The following is a 17,325-nucleotide window of genomic DNA, read 5'->3' as shown; positions in this document are numbered from 1 at the left end:
GGGCGGTGATCGCGCCGGAGGACACCGAGTGGGGGACGCGCCGCGCCCGCGTGCCGGCTGGCCCGGCTGGCCCGGCTGGCCCGGAAGGATGCCCGCCGGCAGGCCGCAGCGCCACTCGGTCTGGCCCATGGTGGTTCAGCCGGGGAGGGGTGCCCGCGGCCGGGCGATGGCCGCCACTCGGCTCGGACCCGGACGGCTCCCCGGGGAGGGGCCGCCGCTAGGCGATGGCCGGCGCTCAGCCCGACCCCAGGGGCTCAGCCGGGAAGGAGCGCTGCCGGGCTCGGCCGCGCGCTGGGGCGGGCCGAGCCCGGGCGACCGCCGCTCGGCTCGGAGCCGAGGTGGCTCGCCCGGAGGGGCCGCCGCTGGGCGATGGCCCGTGCTCGGCCCGAACCCAGGGCCTCAGCCGGGGAGGGAGCCGCCGCTGGGCGACGGCCCGCGCTCGGCTCGGAGGCGGGCTCGGCTCAGCCGGGGAGGGGGCCCATTGCCGCTGGGCGGGCCGGGTCCCGGGACCAGTGGGACCACGAGCCCGCGTACAGGCCCGCTCGCGGGTGGCCCGCCAGCTCCAAGGCCAAGACCACCGAGCTGGCCGTCACCCCTGAGCCGCAGTACGCCGCTACCGGCTCGCCCGGGCGGAGGCCCAGGCCTGCGAACCTCTCCGCCAGCTCGGCCGGGGCGCGCCAGCGGCCGTCCTCTGCCACGTGGGCCGCGAAGGGGGCGTTCACCGCGCCCGGGATGTGGCCTGCTCGGGGGTCCACCGGCTCCGTCTCGCCCGTGTACCTCGGTGTTGCGCGGGCGTCCAGCAGGAGGCCGTCGCGGGCCAGGGCTGCTGCCTCGTCCGCGTCCAGGACCGGCATGCCTCCCGGGCGGACCGTCAGGTCGCCCGGCTCCGGGGTCGCCTCCTCCGTGCTCACCGGGTGGCCCTCGGCCGTCCACGCCGCGTAACCGCCGTCCAGTACCGCCACCTCTTCGTGGCCCGCCCAGCGCAGGAGCCACCAGGCCCTCGCCGCCACCGAGCCGTCCGCGTCGTCGTACGCCACCACCGGGGCGCCCTCGCGGACCCCGGCCGCGCGCAAGTCCCGCTGCAGGTCCGCCGGGTCGGGCAGGGGGTGCCTGCCGCCCTCGCCCGGCCGGCCCGCCAAGACTTCGTCGAGGTCGGTGAACACCGCTCCGGGTACGTGGCCCTCGCGGTAGGAGTCGGCGCCGGGCGGGCCGGCGAGCCGCCAGCGGACGTCGAGGACCACGGGGCGGTCCCCGGCCGGGCCGGCCAGGGCGGCGGCGAGGTCGGTGGTGCTGATCAGCGGACGCATGCCTCCCATCTTCCAGCGACCGCCCGCCCGGCCGCGCCGGGGTGGCGGACGTCTCCCCCCACCGGCGAGCCCGCACCGATCCGGCCGGAAAGACGCCGTCCTCCGCCCGGCACGTGACCAGTGCCGAGGCGTCTCCGGCCGCGGCTGGGGCCGGATCGGTGACCATCGGCGCGGTACCCCCGAGGGCCGCCGCCGCTGCCGGGGTCAACGACTACGATGAGCAACGCGGACGAAGGGGACAGCGTGAACGATCTCATCGACACCACCGAGATGTACTTGCGTACCATTTACGAGCTCGAAGAAGAAGGTGTCGTTCCGCTGCGCGCCCGCATCGCCGAGCGCCTGCAGCAGAGCGGCCCGACGGTGAGCCAGACCGTCGCCCGGATGGAGCGTGACGGGCTGGTCGTGGTCGCCGACGACCGGCACCTGCAGCTGACCGATCACGGCCGGGAACTGGCCATCGCCGTCATGCGCAAGCACCGCCTCGCCGAGCGCCTCCTCGTCGACGTGATCGGGCTCGAGTGGGAGCACGTGCACAACGAGGCGTGCCGGTGGGAGCACGTGATGAGCGAGGCCGTCGAGCGCAAGCTGGTCAAGCTGCTCGACCACCCGACCACCTCCCCCTACGGCAACCCGATCCCCGGCCTCGACAAGCTGGGCGACGGCGAACCGGCGCCGCCCGCCGAGGCCGACTTGGTCCGGCTCGACGAGTTCGCCCGCACCGGCGGCGGCCGCGTCGAGATCCGGCGCATCGCCGAGCACGTCCAGCTGGACGAGTCGCTGATGACCGAGCTCAAGTCCGTCGGCATCGTGCCCGGCGGCACGGTCACCGTCGGCAAGGCCAACGGCGGCACCATCGAGGTCACCGGCGGGGACACCACCGCCCAGGTCGCCAGCTCCGCGCTGCACGCCGTCCTGGCGCAGGCCCGATGAGCCCCGCTTCGGAGGCCGTGGCGGCGTTCCGCACGGTCCACGGCAAGGCGCCGGCCGGCGTCTGGTCGGCGCCCGGCCGCGTCAACCTGATCGGCGAGCACACCGACTACAACGACGGCTTCGTGCTGCCGTTCGCCCTCCCGCACCGGCTGGCCGTGGCGGCGTCGCCCCGCGAGGACGGCACCCTGTCCGTGGCCACGCTGGGCGACGACGGCCAGCTCCAGCGCTCCGGCGAGCTCAAGCTCGCCGACCTGGCGCCGGGCTCGGTCGACGGGTGGGCCGCGTACCCCGCGGGGGTGGCCTGGGTGCTGCGCGACCAGGGCTTCGCGAACGGGGCCGACCTGGTCATCGCCGGGGACGTGCCGTCGGGGGCGGGCCTGTCTTCCTCCCACGCGCTCGAGTGCGCGGTGTCGCTGGCGCTGCTCGGCCTGGCCGGCATCGAGGTCGACGGCAGCCGGGACGACGTCCCGACGCGGCCCGAGATCGCGCGGTGGGTGCAGCGGTCGGAGAACGACTTCGTCGGCGCCCCCACCGGCCTGCTCGACCAGACGGCGTCCCTCTGCTGCACCGAGTCGCACGTGCTGTTCCTCGACGTCCGGTCGGGTGAGCAGGAGCAGGTGCCGTTCGGCCTCGCCGAGGCCGGGCTGCAGGTGCTGATCATGGACACCCGCACCAAGCACTCGCACGCCGAAGGCGGCTACGGCGAGCGCCGCCGCGGCACCGAACGGGCCGCCGAGCTGCTCGGGGTGAAGGCGCTGCGCGACGTCACCGTCGAAGGCCTCTCCGACGCCCTCGACCGGCTGCCGGAGGACCTGGCGCCGCTGGTGCGGCACGTCGTCACCGAGAACCAGCGGGTGCTCGAGACGGTCGAGCTGCTGCGCGCCGGGCGACTGGCCGACATCGGGCCGTACCTGGACGCCTCGCACGTCAGCATGCGCGACGACTACCGGATCTCCACGGCCGAGCTGGACCTCGCGGTCGACTCGGCCCGGGCGGCCGGTGCGCTCGGCTCGCGGATGACCGGCGGCGGTTTCGGCGGCTCGGCGATCGCGCTGGTCCGCGACGCCGACCTGGACCGGGTCAAGGAGGCCGTCGAGGTGGCCTACGAAAAGGCCGGCTACCGGCGGCCGCGGATGTTCACGGCGGTGCCCTCGCGCGGCGCCGGCCGCGACGAGCTCTGACACCGCGCGGGTCCGCCCGGGGCAACCCCCGCGCGGACCCGCGCGTCGGCCAGGGGGAAGACTGTGGGGCACAGTCACCCTCGGCAGGAAGGCCTGGATGTGTCGGAGCAGAGCAACGCCCTGAAGCTGGTCGTGACGGGCGGAGCCGGGTACGTCGGAAGTGTCTGCGCCGCCCGGCTGGTCGAAGCCGGGCACCAGGTCACGGTCGTCGACGACCTGTCCACCGGGCACGCCGACGCCGTCCACCCGGACGCGCGGTTCATCGAAGGCGATGCCGCCGAGGTGGCGGGCAGCCTGCTGCGCGAGGGCTTCGACGGCGTGCTGCACTTCGCGGCGAAGTCGCTGGTCGGCGAGTCGATGACGGAGCCGGCGAAGTACTGGGAAGGCAACGTCGTCACGTCCCTGCGGCTGCTCGAGGCCATGCAGGAGCACGGCACGCCGCGGCTGGTGTTCTCCTCGACGGCGGCGACCTACGGCGAGCCGGAGCAGTCGCCGATCCCGGAGACGGCGCCGACCCGGCCGACCAACACCTACGGCGCCACGAAGCTCGCCATCGACGCCGCGATCACCAGCTTCGCCGTCGCGCACGGCCTGGCGGCGGTGAGCCTGCGGTACTTCAACGTCGCGGGGGCGTACGGCGCCTTCGGCGAGCGCCACACCACGGAAACCCATCTCATTCCTCTCGTTCTGCAGGTCGCTTCGGGCGACCGCGAGCGCATCCAGATCTACGGCGACGACTACCCGACGCCGGACCACACGGCGGTGCGCGACTACATCCACGTGGTGGACCTCGCGGACGCGCACCTGCTGGCGCTGAAGCACGCCACCGCGGGCGAGCACCGCATCTACAACCTGGGCAACGGCACCGGGTTCTCCGTTCTCGAGGTGATCGAGGCCTGCCGGGCGGTGACCGGCCACCCGGTGCCGGCGGCGGTGGCTCCGCGGCGGGCGGGCGACCCGTCGGTGCTCGTGGCGGCCAGCGACCGGGCCCGTGAGGAGCTGGGGTGGAAGCCGGAGCGGACCGAGCTGGCCGGGATCGTCCGGGACGCTTGGGAGTTCACCCAGGCTCGGCGGGGCTGACGTCGGACTGATGACCTCGGCGGGCCGGGGCGTTGCGTCTCAGCCCGCCGAGGCGGCGGGTCGAAGCGCTGCGCTCGGCTCGGGAGCCGGCGGCCCTGTGGACTTCGGCAGGTGAGGTGACACCTCCGAGCACCGCGGTCTGCTGGCCCCGCCCAAGGACTCCCGCGCCCCATCCGGCCCGCGGCTCACCCCACCGGTGTCCACAGAGGACGAATCGCCGAGCCGTAGGGTACTCACGCCGCCTGGTCCAGGTCGAAGTCCGCCGGCTCCAGGCCGAAGCCGGCCAACGGGCCGGCCGCCGCTGCCGCCAAGCCGCGGATGACCTCCGGTGGTGTTCCGGTGTCCAGGACCCTTCTCAGCAGCGATGCCAGGAGGTGGCCCGGTGCTGCCTCCAGGGCGTTGTCCAGGGCCATGCCCGCGAAGGCTCCGTCGCCGCGGAGGTAGGCCGTGAAACCCAGCAACGCCGCCGGCTCCGCTCGGTGCGGGGGTGGGATCTCGCGGACCAACGTCAGCCAGACGCGCTCCGCCTCCCGGGCCGATGGGTCTCCCGGGGGTACCGCCATCGCCAGGCACATGTCGCGGATTTCGGGTCGCTCCAACGCTCTTGCCAGCTGGACCGCCTCCTCGTCCGTCGGCGGGCCTTCGTCCCGGCGCTGGCGCAAGAACGCCTCCCGAACCACCGTGGCCGCCTCATCGACGGTTGTGTCGTCCGGGGATGTCAGGCGGGACAAGTGATCCGCGCGGCGGGCGAGGGCCTCGGGCGAGCTCGGGACCAGCAGCTCCTCGAGCTCCTCGCGGCTGTCGAACACGACCGTGCCGCGCTCGGTTGCGGCCGCCGCCACGACCGTTGCGCTCGGGTCCGGCAATTCGCCGCTGCATTCTTCGGTGCGGTAGCACGCCCAGGGCGCGCCCTTGGCTATCTCGGGCGCCCACAGGGCGTGCAGCACCGGGAGGCCGCACTCCCCCACCGCCCGCTCCAGTTCGTCGATGAAACCCTGGTGCGGCGGGGGCTTTCCGGGTCTTCGCTCGCCACCGACGATCACCAGTGTCACGCCGATGTGGTGGCCCGCGGCGAACGCCGGGACCATCGCCTGCGCCTGGTGGGCCCGATGCTCCGGGCTGGGCAGGTCGCCGCGCAGCACCAGGCCCGGGCTGTTGCCCGGGTGCCGGTGGCCGAGCAGGACGACGGATTCCTCAGGGCGGAAGCCGATCAGGTACGGGAGCGCGGCCAGCAGCTGCGCGGGATCGCGGAGGTCGGCCGGGGTGGTGGTGGTCATGCCTCCACGATGCGGCAGAACCGGGCCGGGTGGGGCGGTGGCGGGAAATCTGTGGATGGAAAGGGCCGATGTGGACGGAATTCGCCCGGCCGCGACCGGGCGGGCCGTTCCTGTCGGTGGGGCGGGCTATGCTGCCCGGCCCCACCGGCCGAACGGGGTCCGGAATCCCGGACGTCAGTCGCAGTGCTCGAACCCGCTCTCGTAGGTGTTGCCGCCCACCGAGCCGCCCCACTTCACGCAGGTCGAGTCGGCGGTCTTCTTCACCGGCCCGGCGTAGTAGGTGAAGCTGCCGGAATCGGTCACCCGGGCCGAACCCTGGACCTCGAGGAACGCCGAGACGGCGCTGGCGGTGCCGAGCGAGGTGGCCTTCAGCGTGGTCACGCAGTTCGCCTTGGTGGACGCGTTGTACAGCAGGTAGGCCGTGCCCGAGGAGTTGGCCAGCGCCTGCTGGTCCACCACGGAGAAGCCGTCGCCGCACACCTCTTCGGCCGAGTACGGGTTGCCGCCGCAGCCGTTCTTGCTCGTGAAGCTGGTGTGGCCGTAGTACGGCACCGCGACGCCGTTCAGCTTGGCCTTCTGCACCACGCCGTCCAGGCGCTCTTCGAAGTGCAGGTGCGGGCCGGTGACGCCGCCGGTCGCGCCCGCCTTGCCGATCTGCTTGCCGCCCACGACCGACTGCCCGACGGAGACCTCCTGGGCCGACAGGTGCGCGTAGCGGGTCTTCCAGCCGCCACCGTGGTCCAGCTCGATCCACTTGCCGTAGCTCGTGCCGCCTTCGTCGGCCACCCGGGTCACCGTGCCCGACGCCGAGGCGAGCACCGGCATGCCGGTGATGCCGTCCTTCTGGAAGTCGACCGAGTACGCCGGGCTGTGCCCGCTGAACGTCGCGGCCGTCACGGTGACGCCGCACTTGAACGGCACCTGGAAGTTCGGCGCGGCCGACGCCGTCGTCTGACCGGCGAGGGAGAGGCCGAGCGCGGGCAGCGCCGCGGCGGCGGCGATCAGGGCGAGCCGTCGCAACTTGGACATGGGAGGAACCTCCTTGACAAACGGGACAACTTGACACCACGAAGGGAAGTCCCCGCCGGTACATTTTCCGTACAAGCACCCACGGAGGACTGTCGAAATGACGACCCGGCCGGCCGCGTTCCCCCGGGCTCAGGGCTGGTTGCGCTGGGCGCTCGTCGCCGTGCCGATGGCCGCCGCCACGCCCCGCGCGGACCTGCGGGCCTGGCTCCTGATCGGGTTCACCTTCGTGCTGTCGATCCCGTTGCTGTGGATCCACGAGGCCCGCGTCCGGCCGCTGACGGCGGCCCTGCCCCTCGCCGTCATCGCGAGCACCGGCGCACTCTGGGTCCTGCTGCCGAGCAGCTGGATATCGGTGGCGATGTTCAGCACGACGTTCTTCGTCGTACTGCGCCAATCCACGGTGCCGATCGTGCTGGCCGTCGTGCTCGACGTCGCGGCGATCACGGCCGGGGCAGCCCGGTACCACGTGTGGGAAGGCGCGCTGTCGACATACGCGGTGCTCGCCGTCGTCGTCCTGATGGGCCTCAACCGCCGGGCCCGCCTCGCCCGCCTCGAACAGACCGAGCTGGCGCTGGCCCGCGCGCAGACCGCCAACGAGGAGCACGCCCGCGCGGCCGCCCTCGCCGAACGCGCTCGCATCGCCCGCGAGCTGCACGACGTCCTGGCGCATTCCCTGGCCGGGCTCTCGCTGAACCTGCAGGGCGCACGCCTGATGCTGGTGCGCGACGGCGCGAGCCCGGACGCGGTCGCCCAGATCGAACGCGCGCAGACCCTGGCTTCGGAAGGGCTCGCCGAAGCCCGCAAGGCGGTGGCCGCGCTGCGCGAGGACGCCGTCGGTGTGGAACGCGCGATCGCGGACCTCCTGGCCGCCTACCGGCTGGACAGCGGGGCCCGGGCGGACCTCGCGGTCGAAGGGCGGCCGCGCGAGCTCGCTCCGGCCGTCGGCACCGCGCTGGTCCGCGCGGTGCAGGAAGCACTGGCCAACACGCGCAAGCACGCGCCGCAGGCCGAAGTGGACGTCACACTGGCCTATGCCGACGAGTCCGTGGAGCTGACCGTGGCCGACCGGCAGGGCAGGCGGCCGCCGGACGCGGCGGCGGCAGGCTACGGTTTGCGCGGGATGGGCGAACGGGTCGCGCTGCTCGACGGGCGCCTGGAAAGCGGGCCGGGGGAGGACGGATGGCGGATTCACCTGACGGTGCCGGCGTGACGCTGCGCGTCGTGCTGGCCGACGACCAGGCGGTGGTCCGGGAAGGCCTCGTCACGCTGCTCGGGCTGCTGCCCGGCGTCGAGGTGGTCGGCGCCGCCGCCGACGGGCTGGCCGCGCTCGACCTCGTCGCCGCCCACCACCCCGACGTCGTGCTGGTGGACCTGCGGATGCCGCGCTGCGACGGCGTCGAAACCACCGAACGAATCCGGGCCGGGCACCCGGGCACCGAGGTCGTCGTGCTCACCACGTATGCCGACGACGAGTCGCTGCTGGCCGCGCTGCGGGCCGGCGCCCGCGGGTTCTTGACCAAGGACGCCGACGCCGAGTCCATCGCGCGGGCCTTGCGCTCGGCCGCCGCCGGGCAGTCCACAGTAGACGGCGAACTGCAGCGGCGGCTGGTCGAAGCCGCCGCCCGCAGCACCCCGCCGCGCGTCCAGGAGGTCGAAGGCCTGACCGCCCGCGAGATCGAGGTGCTGCGGCTGATCGCGGCGGGCCTGTCGAACACCGAGATCGCCCGCACGCTGGTGGTGAGCGAGGCGACCGTGAAGACCCACGTGAACCACCTGTTCGCCAAGGCCGGGCTGCGCGACCGCGCGCAGGCGGTCGCGTTCGCCTACCGGGCCGGCATCGCCGGCTGACTCCTCACGGCGCCGGCGGGATGTTCGCGTTGTGGTGGAACACGTTCCGCGGGTCGTACGCCGCCTTGATCCGGGCCAGCCGCGCGTATTTCTCCGGGCCGTAGGACGTCCGGACGCGGTCGGCTTCGTACTCCGCCATGAAGTTGACGTAGCCCGCCGAGTTGGACGAGACCGGCACCAGCGCTTCCCAGAACTCGCGCACCCACGCGCGGTCCACGGCGTACGGTTTCGGGTCGGTCGCGAGCGAGTCGATGTTGATCAGGATGCTCTCGCGCCGCGGGCCGCCGAACGCCGTCGCGTCGTCGGCGACCTGCGTGAAGGCCCCGCGCATGGCGAAGATCGGCATGATCGACATCGGGGAGGTCTTGCGCGGCAGGAAGTCCGCGATCACCTCGATGATCTCGTCGGTGAAGCCGTCGGCGTAGGCGGCCTTCTCGTAGGCGAGGATGCCCCACGGCGCGGCGCCGTCGAGCATCCGCTGCAGCTCCACGTACGGGATCGGCGAGACGAACTCGAACAGCGGCGCCGGCCCCGACCGCGCCGCCGCGACCGCCTCGGCGTGCCGCTCCTCCCCCTCGAAGCCGGCGATCAGCACGGCGTAGCCCGGCCGGAAGTGGAACAGCTCCGGGACGAACGGCGCGGGTGGCGCGTTGAGCCCGGCCACCAGCACGCCCAGCTCGCCCGGCAACGTCCGGAGCAGCTCCCGGGCGTGGCGCAGCGCGGCCACACCGTCGTCGAGGCCGTAGAAGAACAATCCCAGGTGGACGATCGGCCCGATCGGGTGCAGCCGGAACTCGAATTCGGTGACGACGCCGAAGTTGCCGCCGCCCCCGCGCAGGGCCCAGAACAGGTCGGTGTGCTCCTCCGCCGACACGCGCAGGATCTCGCCGTCGGCCGTGACGAGCTGGGCCGAGAGCAGGTTGTCGCACGACATCCCGTGCTTGCCGGTGAGCCAGCCGAAGCCCCCGCCGAGGGTCAGCCCGCCGACGCCGGTGTGGCTGATCGTCCCGCCCGGGACCGCGAGCGCGTACTCCTGCGTGGCCGTGTCGAGCTGCGCCCACGTCGTCCCGCCGCCGCAGCGGGCGGTCCGGCCCTCCGGGTCGACGCTGATCGCGTCGAGCGAGCTCAGGTCGAGGCAGAGACCGCCGTCGACGACCGCCGCGCCGCCGTAGTTGTGCCCGCCGCCGCGCACCGAGACCTCGAGGCCGGCTTCACGCGCGTACGCGAGCGCTGCCGCCACGTCGGCGGGCCCGGCGGGCCGCACCACCACCGCGGGGCGGCGGTCGATCTCCCCGTTCCAGACCGACCGGGCGACGTCGTAGCCCGGTTCGCCGTCGGTCAGCACGGCGCCGGACAGCTGGGTGCGCAGGCTCTCCAAGGTGGGTTCGGCGGTCGAGGTCATGGCGGGTCCTCTCGCAGCGGACGGAACGCCGGTAAGTCGCCTGACCTGCGAAAATCGTTACATTGAGTGATCGTCACCGCGGAGAGTGACCAGCCGTTGCGTGAACCCGGCCTCGACCAGCCGGCCGAACGCCCGCTCGACACCGGGCGGGACGCGCTGCGGGATCGCGAAGCCCCGCTCGGCGTACTCGGTGATCCGCTGGGTTTCGCCGACGAGCATGCCGATCACGCGCTCGGCGTCCTCTTCCCCGCTGACGTGGTCCTCGAACGACGCCGCCTTCGACGCGCACACGACGTCGACGCCGGGCCAGAGCCGCTTGGCGGTCGCGTAGGCACGGCGCTGCTGGTACGGCCGCGTCACCAGGGTCACGGACCCGATCCCCCGGCCGGCCAGCAGCCGGCGGGTGAACACGATGTTCTCCCCGGTGTTGCGGGCCTCGGGTTCGACCAGGATCGCCTCGTCCGGCACGCCCAGCTCGAGGGCGATTTCGCGGTAGTGGACCGCTTCGCCACGCGGGAAGCGGTCCACCGTCGTCGGAGCGTTGGCGCCGGTGAACACGACCAGCGGGAAGCACCCGGCGTGGAACAGCTCCGCCGCGTGCACGGCCACGCCGGGATCACGGCTGCCGAGCCCGATCCCGGCGTCCGACCGCCGCGGCGCGTGCCGCAGGTCGTGGTAGTCCCACAACGTGCGGACGTCGGCCCGGACCTGCTCCGGCAGCATCAGCCGAACGCGGCCCGCAGCGCCGGCTTGCCGCCCGTGACCGGGAGCGTGACCGACGTCTTCGTGAGGTCGAGCGCGAGCCCGGCGCCCGGCTTCGGCCGCAGCGTGTAGTCGTGGTCACTGGAGGCGACCAGGACCTCCAGCCGGTGGCCCGCCGCGAGGATGTAGTCCTTCGGCATCAGGTCGACGCCGATCCGGTAGGTCTGTCCCGGCGTGATCGGCTCGGTGCGGGCCGGCGACGTGCGGTTCTGCGGGTCGGTCCAGCCGCGGCTGATGACGTGGGACGTGCCGTCGGGGGCGCGGTCGAGCAGGATCGCCGAGACGTTCGCCGCCGGCCGGTCGAAGGCCAGCGCCAGGTCGGCGCGGGCTGTGCCGGAGAGGCGGACGGACTGCTTCGCCGCCGGAGTCGCGTACAGCAGCCGGTTGCCGGAGGAGGCGAGGCCGGCCAGCTGCTCGATCGTCTTCGACGAGTCGTCGGCGAGGGTTTCCACGGCCGCCGTGCCCGGGACCGGGTTGCGCGTGTCGATCGTGCCCTTCGAGCGGCCGCCCGGCCACGGGTACACGCGGACGTCGGCGGTGCCCGGCGCCGGCCAGTCGGCCTCGTCGGCCCACGACTTGTCCTCGCGCTGGATCGTCGCCTTCGGCTCGTTCTGGATGCCGTTGTCGATGCCGTAGAGGTAGTGGGACAGCCACTTGTTCAGCGTCGCGAGCCAGACGTCGCGGCGCAGCGAGTAGGGGTCGGCGTGCCCGGACTGGTGCAGCCAGATCTTGTGCTCGACACCGCGGGCCTTGAGCGCCTCGTACCAGGTCGCGACCTGGTCGGTCTTGACGTTCCAGTCGTTGAGGCCGTGCACCGCGAGCACCGACGCGCGCACCTTGCCGACGTCGTTGCGGTAGTTGCGGACGTCCCAGAACGGCGTGTAGTCGCCGGTGACCCGGTCCTGGTCGCGGGTCAGCCCGTCGATCACCGACCGGCAGGCCTGCCGGTCCGCGCGGGTGTAGACGTACTCGGCGAGCACGTCGGCGTCCTCGCCCTGGAACCCGCCGGCCGCGACGACCGCGCCGTCGTTGCGGTAGTAGTCGTACCAGCTGGAGATGGCCGCGATCGGCACGATCGTCTCGAGGCCCTGGACACCGGTGCTCGCGACGGCATTGGGCAGCGTCCCGTTGTAGGAGACGCCCATCATGCCGGTCTTGCCCGTCGTCCAGTCCGCCTTCGCCGCGGCGCCGTTGGCGTCCTTCGCGCTCGTGCGGCCGTTGAGCCAGTCGACGACCGAGCGGGCGCCGATCGTCTCGTTGACGTCACCGGTGGTCGGGCAGCCGGTGGAGAGGCCGCTGCCGAGCGATTCGCCGTAGACGACGGCGAATCCGCGCGCGGTGAAGTAGTCCTGGTAGCGCCAGGTGATCGGGGTGGCCGGGCCGACGCCGTGCGCGGCGACGCGCGGGCCTTCCGGGCCGCGGGCGTACCCCGGCGCGTACAGCTCGACGTCGACGTCGTGGTTCGCGACGTCGTTGCCGCCGGCGTAGTACGGGCTGGCCTGGTAGACGACGGGGACCTTCAGGCCCTGCTGGGTCGCGCGCGGGCGCACGACCTGGGCGTGCACGAGGTCGTCGGCGCCATCGTGGTCGCTGTCGACGGGCGCGGTGACCCAGACGTCCTCGCGGACGACGTCGGCCGGGTCGAACACCGGTTGCGCCTGGCCCCCGGTGAACACCGGGGCCGGTGGCGCGGCTTCGGCGATGCCCGCGGTCAGCGGCAGTGCGAGGACGGCGGCGAGCAGGACTGCGGCTTTCACTCAAACCCCCAAGCCGGGCGAAGCGGACGACTGAAGACACTTCCGGTCCGCCCGCGGGGGTGTCAAGAGACTAACGTCGGAGGCATGCCGACCGTCGAAGCGCCGATCACCGCCGTGACCGTCTACCCGCAGCAGGCGCGGATCACCCGCCGGGGCAAGGCTCCGCTCGACGGCGGGCCGCGCCTCACCTTCGCCGGGCTGCCCCCGGCCCTCGACCCGGGCTCGGTGCGCGTCACCGGCACCGGGCCCGCGCTGATCACCGGCGTCGACGTGCGCACCGAGTGGCACGCCGAGCCGGCCGACCCGGCGTTGCAGGAGCTCGTCGAGCAACGGCGGGCCGACCAGGCCACGCTCGACGGCGTCCTGGACGACGAAGCGGCCGAGACGATGAAGGTCGATCTGCTGACTTCGCTCGCGAAGCGCAGCGGCGGCAGCTTCGCGAAGGCCCTCGCGGCCGGCACCGCCGAACCTTCGCGCGTCGCGGAGGTGACGGACGCGCTGAGTGCGCGGCTGGCCACGGCGTTGAAGGCGCGCCGGGTGCTGAGCGAGCGGATCGCCCGGCTGCGCGAGGACCTCGCCGCGCTCGACCGGCGGATCGAGGCGCAGGGCGCGCAGACCGGGCGGGACAGCACCTCGGTGACCGTGGAGCTGGAGATTTCGGACGCCACCGCGGAAGCCGAGCTGGAACTGTCCTATGTGGTCCCCGGTGCGAGCTGGGAACCGGGGTACGACATCCGGGTGCGCGGCACCGACGTCACCGTGGTCTCGTACGGGCTCGTCAGCCAGTACACCGGCGAGGACTGGCCGGAGTGCGAGCTGGCACTGTCGACGGCCCGGCCCGCGGTGTCGGTGGTGGTGCCGGAACTGCAGCCGTGGTACCTGGATCGGGTCCGCCCGGTCCCGGCCGCACCCGCGGCGGCCTACGGCGCAGCGGGTGCCGCTCCCGAAGGCGTGCGGAGGGACTTCGCGGCGTCCTCGGCGTCGCTGGCGTCCCTGGCACCGAAACTCGCGTCGGTCGAGCAGGGCACGACCGCGGTCACCTACCGGCCATCGAGGCCGGTCGCGGTGCCGTCCGGGGCTTCCGGCCACCGGACCACGCTGGCGCAGCTTTCGCTGACGGCGTCGCTCGGGTACGTCACCGCGCCGGTGCTCGCGGAGGAGGCGTACTTGCGGGCGACGGTGGTGAATTCGTCGGAGCACGCCCTGCGGCCCGGCCGGGCTTCGGTGTTCCACGACGCGGAGTTCGTCGGGACGACCGTGCTCGAGCCGTGGGCGCCCGGGGAGGAACTGGAATTGGCGTTGGGGGTCGACGACCGGCTCCGCATCGAGCGGGAACTGGTGCGGCGGACGGCATCCAAGGCGACTTTGTCGGGGCAGAAACGGCGTGAGGCGGAGTACCGGATTTCGGTCGGCAACCACGGGCCGCGGGAAGCAGTGGTCGCGGTGCTGGATCAGGCGCCGGTTTCGCGGGACGACACGATCACGGTGAAGGACGTTCGCACCTCGCCCGAACCGGCGGAGACGTCGGAGCTGGGCGAGTTCACGTGGAAGCTCGACCTGGCGCCGGGCGAAAGCAAGACCGTGACGCTGTCGTACCGGGTGGATGTCGCGAAGGGTGTGGAGCTTTCGGGCTGGCGGGAATGAGTCGGCTGGAAGCACCGACGTCGAAGCGAACCTCACGTGCTCGGCTTGCTTCCAAGCAAGTACAAAGAGTCACAAGAGTCTCACTCTAGTTACATCGGGTGACCAGTCGCACCTCTGAGCGAAGTTGAAGCTGGCACTCCACCTGCGGAAGCCGTCACGACCTGCCCTTTTCAGTCAGCAACCAGACTGGTGCAGAGACGGCCCGCGAGTCGGCCGCAAGACAGTCTGTGGTGACTCTTAGAGTGTCTGCGTGACCGTGATCGCCCCTGCTTCCACCCTCAACTATGGCGAGGTGTTCACTCGTCCTTGGGTAGCAGCCCTGCTCCTCGACCTAGTCGGCTACACGACCCGAGACGATCTCGGCGCCAGACGCTTAGTGGAGCCGTCGTGCGGCTCCGGCGCGTTTCTCGGACCAGCAGTGCAGCGACTGATCGAGTCCGCGAACGCACGGCAGCGCGATCCCGCTTCACTACGTGACGCGATCCGCGCCTACGACCTGAAGTCCGAGAATGTAGCTACAACACGTGCCCTATGCACAAACATCTTGATCACCGCAGGTGTCTCACAAACGACCGCGACAGAGTTGACTGGACACTGGATCCGGCGCGCCGACTTCTTGCTCACCGAGGTTGACAACAGCCAAATCGACTTCGCCGTCGGCAATCCACCCTACATCCGCTACGACGACATTTCCGAGAAAACCGCTGCTAAATACCGGAAGACTTGGCCTACCATGAGAGGCCGCGGTGATATCTATGTAGGCTTTATTGAGCGCTGCCTCATGATGCTGAGAGACAACGGCACACTTGGTTTTATCTGCGCCGATCGCTGGATGCGGAACAAATATGGGACAGATCTTCGCAAGCTCGTAGTAGACCAGTTCTCAGTCGAGCACATCTGGACAATGCATGATGTAGACGCCTTCGAAACCCAGGTTTCCGCCTACCCGGCGATCACCGTGCTCGCAAAGAAAGATCAAGGCGAGGCAGTAGTAGTAGACGCCAACGCCACATTCGACGAGAAATCAGCACGAAACCTGCAGGAGTGGGCTTGCAATCAGCGATCCTCGACTTTCTCTAACACGGGCGCCAAGGCGCACCGAGTTCCACACTGGTTTCCCGGTGACGAACTATGGCCAACAGGAACACCTGCACGACTCGCGCTGATCGAGCATCTTAATGACCATTTTTCACCGATTCATGATCCGGAAGTAACCAAGACACGCGTCTCCATCGGAGTCGCGACCGGCGCAGACAAAGTCTACGTGACAAAGGATCCAAGTGTTGTCGAAGGCGAGCGGACTATCCAGCTTTCAATGGCCAGTGATCTGAAATCCGGCAATTTTGATTGGCAGGGAAATTACCTTATCAACCCCTGGCGCGAAGATGGCTCGCTCGTACCCCTTGCCGATTACCCAAAGATGGCCTCGTATTTGTCTCGTCACCCAGAAGTCCGCAAGAGGCACATCGCTCAGAAAACACCGGCGGCGTGGTACAGGACGATCGACAAAGTCCAATTCGATCTCATTAGACGACCCAAGCTTCTTCTGCAAGACATGAAATCTTACATTAATCCCGTACTCGAGCCTGGGGGGTTCTACCCTCACCACAATCTCTACTACATCATATCCGAGACCTGGGACATGGAAGTACTCGGCGGAATACTCTTATCAAAGATCGCCCAGGCGTTTATCGAGGCATACTGCGTTAGAATGCGCGGCGGCACCCTCCGTTTTCAAGCTCAGTACCTTAAGCAGATCAGGGTGCCTGACCCCAAATCACTGGACGGGAAGATCCAACAAGAATTAAGAAGCGCATTCTCCGCTCGCGATGCCGTCGCTGCCACGAAGGCGGCCGCAAAAGCTTACGATATCAATCTCGCTGATTATGAACTCGACCCCACCGATGATGTCTCCTCAGAACTGAAGCGTCGTACCGCGAAGAGCCAGCACAAAAATTGACCCCTCTGCACGAACTTCACAATTCGAAACAAACAGAAGGCGGCGAATTGGCCGACAAAAATGGCGGCAAGCCACTAGCGTGGACCCTGTTCGACCGCATCATCGAAAAAGTCAGCGTCGACGGGTTCAGCAATCCATGGCACCTCAGCGGAGACGAGCTAGCTTTCCAGCCCGACTACCCGACGTTGCAGAGACTGCTGGCTGTGCCGTTACTGTTGGGTTCAACATCGCAATCCGGTATACCTGCACTCGCCCTCGACGTCTGGGCAGCATACGAACTCCGTCGGGCCGGCTTCGAGCCAGATAGTGTGTGGCCAAGAGCCGGGCACCCCCGCATCTTGCCCACAACCTTCACCGCCCTACTCAAGGAAGCTACCAAAGTCCAAGAAGCCAGTCTCATCAAAATGATGACGAACAAGAAGACCTACGGCGGCGAGATGTCTGCGAGCGCAAACATCTTAGGGAAGAATTACGTCAAGCAAGTGGACGTAGTCATCTCCGCCTGGAATACAGGCCCAGAACTGATGATCTCCACCAAAAGGATGGATTCATCGTTCGGCAACAATGCAGCAAACCGGGTCGAGGAGAGCTACGGCGACGCGAAGAACCTTCGCGGCCGACACCCGCAAGCAGCACTAGGTTTCATCTACAGCCTCAACCAGACAGCCTTTGAGCCGAAGCACCAAAAAACCGCCGCCTGGATACTCGACCTTCTGAGCAAACTCGGTCGCGAAGACGATGCCTACGACGCCGTGGCACTAGTTGTACCCGACTGGTCAAGCAACGAAGATGAGGCTGTCGGCGACGAACTCGACGACGAGAAGCGGTTAGTCTCCGCGGGGATCGAAAACGACCCTGACGAAGAAGACCAAGATGTACCGGTGGATCTGGACGAAACAGAGGCCGACAGCAAACTCGGCCAGCTACCGCCCGTCGGGCTGCGAAAGGATCTCGTTCCACCGTCACTGTCTCCGGAGAGGTTTTTCTCGATCATGATAAACCGGGTCCTCGACAACTGCCCGGTCAACTTTCACGAGGACGCGCGAATTCGTCGTGCAAACCCTGCCAAGGCCACATGACATCTCAGGGTGTCACATTGTCTCGTTGGTGGCTATCGATACGTAGGTATCGGCCGTGACATCGCA

Annotated in this window: 14 protein-coding genes; 8 read left to right on the top strand and 6 right to left on the bottom strand. The window is 70.0% G+C overall.

What is annotated here, in order from left to right:
- Positions 1 to 461: 461 nt before the first annotated feature.
- The gene (locus ACWDN5_RS18810) at positions 462 to 1,307 is read right to left on the bottom strand and encodes a sulfurtransferase (protein WP_449677205.1); all 846 of its coding nucleotides are present in this window, start codon (positions 1,305 to 1,307) and stop codon (positions 462 to 464) included.
- Positions 1,308 to 1,523: 216 nt separating this feature from the next.
- Between ACWDN5_RS18810 and ACWDN5_RS18805 the strand changes: the two genes are divergently transcribed.
- The 3 genes from ACWDN5_RS18805 (at position 1,524) to galE (ending at position 4,501) form a co-directional block, all read left to right on the top strand.
- Positions 1,524 to 2,240, top strand: coding sequence for a metal-dependent transcriptional regulator (locus tag ACWDN5_RS18805; protein WP_086838114.1), 717 nt, complete (start codon positions 1,524 to 1,526; stop codon positions 2,238 to 2,240).
- Positions 2,237 to 3,421, top strand: a complete 1,185-nt coding sequence (galK, locus tag ACWDN5_RS18800; protein WP_310976367.1) for a galactokinase — start codon at positions 2,237 to 2,239, stop codon at positions 3,419 to 3,421. Before ACWDN5_RS18805 ends, galK begins: the two co-directional genes overlap by 4 nt.
- Positions 3,422 to 3,520: 99 nt before the next feature.
- A complete protein-coding gene (gene galE, locus ACWDN5_RS18795) occupies positions 3,521 to 4,501 on the top strand; it encodes a UDP-glucose 4-epimerase GalE (protein WP_449677204.1) in 981 nt (326 codons plus the stop codon).
- Between the two features lie 233 nt (positions 4,502 to 4,734).
- Here the strand turns inward: galE and ACWDN5_RS18790 are convergent, their stop codons facing one another.
- On the bottom strand, positions 4,735 to 5,778 hold the full coding sequence (locus ACWDN5_RS18790; protein WP_449677203.1) for a DUF4192 domain-containing protein: 1,044 nt from the start codon (positions 5,776 to 5,778) through the stop codon (positions 4,735 to 4,737).
- Positions 5,779 to 5,952: 174 nt separating this feature from the next.
- Positions 5,953 to 6,807 carry a M23 family metallopeptidase gene (locus ACWDN5_RS18785; protein ID WP_310976370.1) on the bottom strand — a complete coding sequence of 285 codons (855 nt, stop codon included), beginning with the start codon at positions 6,805 to 6,807 and terminating at the stop codon, positions 5,953 to 5,955.
- 97 nt (positions 6,808 to 6,904) lie between these two features.
- On the opposite strand from ACWDN5_RS18785, the gene ACWDN5_RS18780 reads away from it, so the two are divergent.
- Together ACWDN5_RS18780 and ACWDN5_RS18775 are read left to right on the top strand one after the other, a co-directional pair.
- Entirely contained in the window at positions 6,905 to 8,017 is a 1,113-nt protein-coding gene (locus ACWDN5_RS18780; RefSeq protein ID WP_449677202.1) for a sensor histidine kinase, read from the top strand.
- Positions 8,014 to 8,655 carry a response regulator gene (locus tag ACWDN5_RS18775; protein WP_449677207.1) on the top strand — a complete coding sequence of 214 codons (642 nt, stop codon included), beginning with the start codon at positions 8,014 to 8,016 and terminating at the stop codon, positions 8,653 to 8,655. Before ACWDN5_RS18780 ends, ACWDN5_RS18775 begins: the two co-directional genes overlap by 4 nt.
- 4 nt (positions 8,656 to 8,659) lie before the next feature.
- On the opposite strand, the gene ACWDN5_RS18770 is transcribed toward ACWDN5_RS18775, so the two are convergent.
- From ACWDN5_RS18770 to ACWDN5_RS18760, 3 genes are read right to left on the bottom strand one after another with little or no spacing between them, the layout of a single operon-like run.
- A complete protein-coding gene (locus tag ACWDN5_RS18770) occupies positions 8,660 to 10,057 on the bottom strand; it encodes an FAD-binding oxidoreductase (protein WP_449677201.1) in 1,398 nt (465 codons plus the stop codon).
- A 57-nt stretch (positions 10,058 to 10,114) separates the two neighbouring features.
- The gene (locus tag ACWDN5_RS18765; RefSeq protein ID WP_449677200.1) at positions 10,115 to 10,780 is read right to left on the bottom strand and encodes a YdcF family protein; all 666 of its coding nucleotides are present in this window, start codon (positions 10,778 to 10,780) and stop codon (positions 10,115 to 10,117) included.
- Positions 10,780 to 12,576 (bottom strand): Xaa-Pro dipeptidyl-peptidase, encoded by a 1,797-nt coding sequence (locus ACWDN5_RS18760; protein WP_310976375.1) that lies wholly within the window; start codon positions 12,574 to 12,576, stop codon positions 10,780 to 10,782. Before ACWDN5_RS18760 ends, ACWDN5_RS18765 begins: the two co-directional genes overlap by 1 nt.
- Before the next feature lie 84 nt (positions 12,577 to 12,660).
- Between ACWDN5_RS18760 and ACWDN5_RS18755 the strand changes: the two genes are divergently transcribed.
- The 3 genes from ACWDN5_RS18755 (at position 12,661) to ACWDN5_RS18745 (ending at position 17,259) form a co-directional block, all read left to right on the top strand.
- Entirely contained in the window at positions 12,661 to 14,220 is a 1,560-nt protein-coding gene (locus ACWDN5_RS18755) for a DUF4139 domain-containing protein (protein ID WP_449677199.1), read from the top strand.
- 250 nt (positions 14,221 to 14,470) lie between these two features.
- The gene (locus ACWDN5_RS18750) at positions 14,471 to 16,180 is read left to right on the top strand and encodes an Eco57I restriction-modification methylase domain-containing protein (RefSeq protein WP_449677198.1); all 1,710 of its coding nucleotides are present in this window, start codon (positions 14,471 to 14,473) and stop codon (positions 16,178 to 16,180) included.
- Positions 16,177 to 17,259 carry a hypothetical protein gene (locus ACWDN5_RS18745; protein ID WP_449677197.1) on the top strand — a complete coding sequence of 361 codons (1,083 nt, stop codon included), beginning with the start codon at positions 16,177 to 16,179 and terminating at the stop codon, positions 17,257 to 17,259. Before ACWDN5_RS18750 ends, ACWDN5_RS18745 begins: the two co-directional genes overlap by 4 nt.
- Positions 17,260 to 17,325 lie beyond the last annotated feature (66 nt).

It is taken from the genome of Amycolatopsis sp. NPDC003731 (assembly GCF_053586895.1).
The sequence above is the reverse complement of the archived record's forward strand: the minus strand, read 5'-3'. Positions and strand labels throughout refer to the sequence as shown.

Coding starts and splice junctions, on each gene's coding strand:
- ACWDN5_RS18810 (WP_449677205.1), bottom strand. CDS start 1,307: ATGCGTCCGCTGATCAGCACCACCGACCTCGCCGCCGCCCTGGCCGGC.
- ACWDN5_RS18805 (WP_086838114.1), top strand. CDS start 1,524: ATGAGCAACGCGGACGAAGGGGACAGCGTGAACGATCTCATCGACACC.
- galK (WP_310976367.1), top strand. CDS start 2,237: ATGAGCCCCGCTTCGGAGGCCGTGGCGGCGTTCCGCACGGTCCACGGC.
- ACWDN5_RS18790 (WP_449677203.1), bottom strand. CDS start 5,778: ATGACCACCACCACCCCGGCCGACCTCCGCGATCCCGCGCAGCTGCTG.
- ACWDN5_RS18785 (WP_310976370.1), bottom strand. CDS start 6,807: ATGTCCAAGTTGCGACGGCTCGCCCTGATCGCCGCCGCCGCGGCGCTG.
- ACWDN5_RS18780 (WP_449677202.1), top strand. CDS start 6,905: ATGACGACCCGGCCGGCCGCGTTCCCCCGGGCTCAGGGCTGGTTGCGC.
- ACWDN5_RS18770 (WP_449677201.1), bottom strand. CDS start 10,057: ATGACCTCGACCGCCGAACCCACCTTGGAGAGCCTGCGCACCCAGCTG.
- ACWDN5_RS18765 (WP_449677200.1), bottom strand. CDS start 10,780: ATGCTGCCGGAGCAGGTCCGGGCCGACGTCCGCACGTTGTGGGACTAC.
- ACWDN5_RS18755 (WP_449677199.1), top strand. CDS start 12,661: ATGCCGACCGTCGAAGCGCCGATCACCGCCGTGACCGTCTACCCGCAG.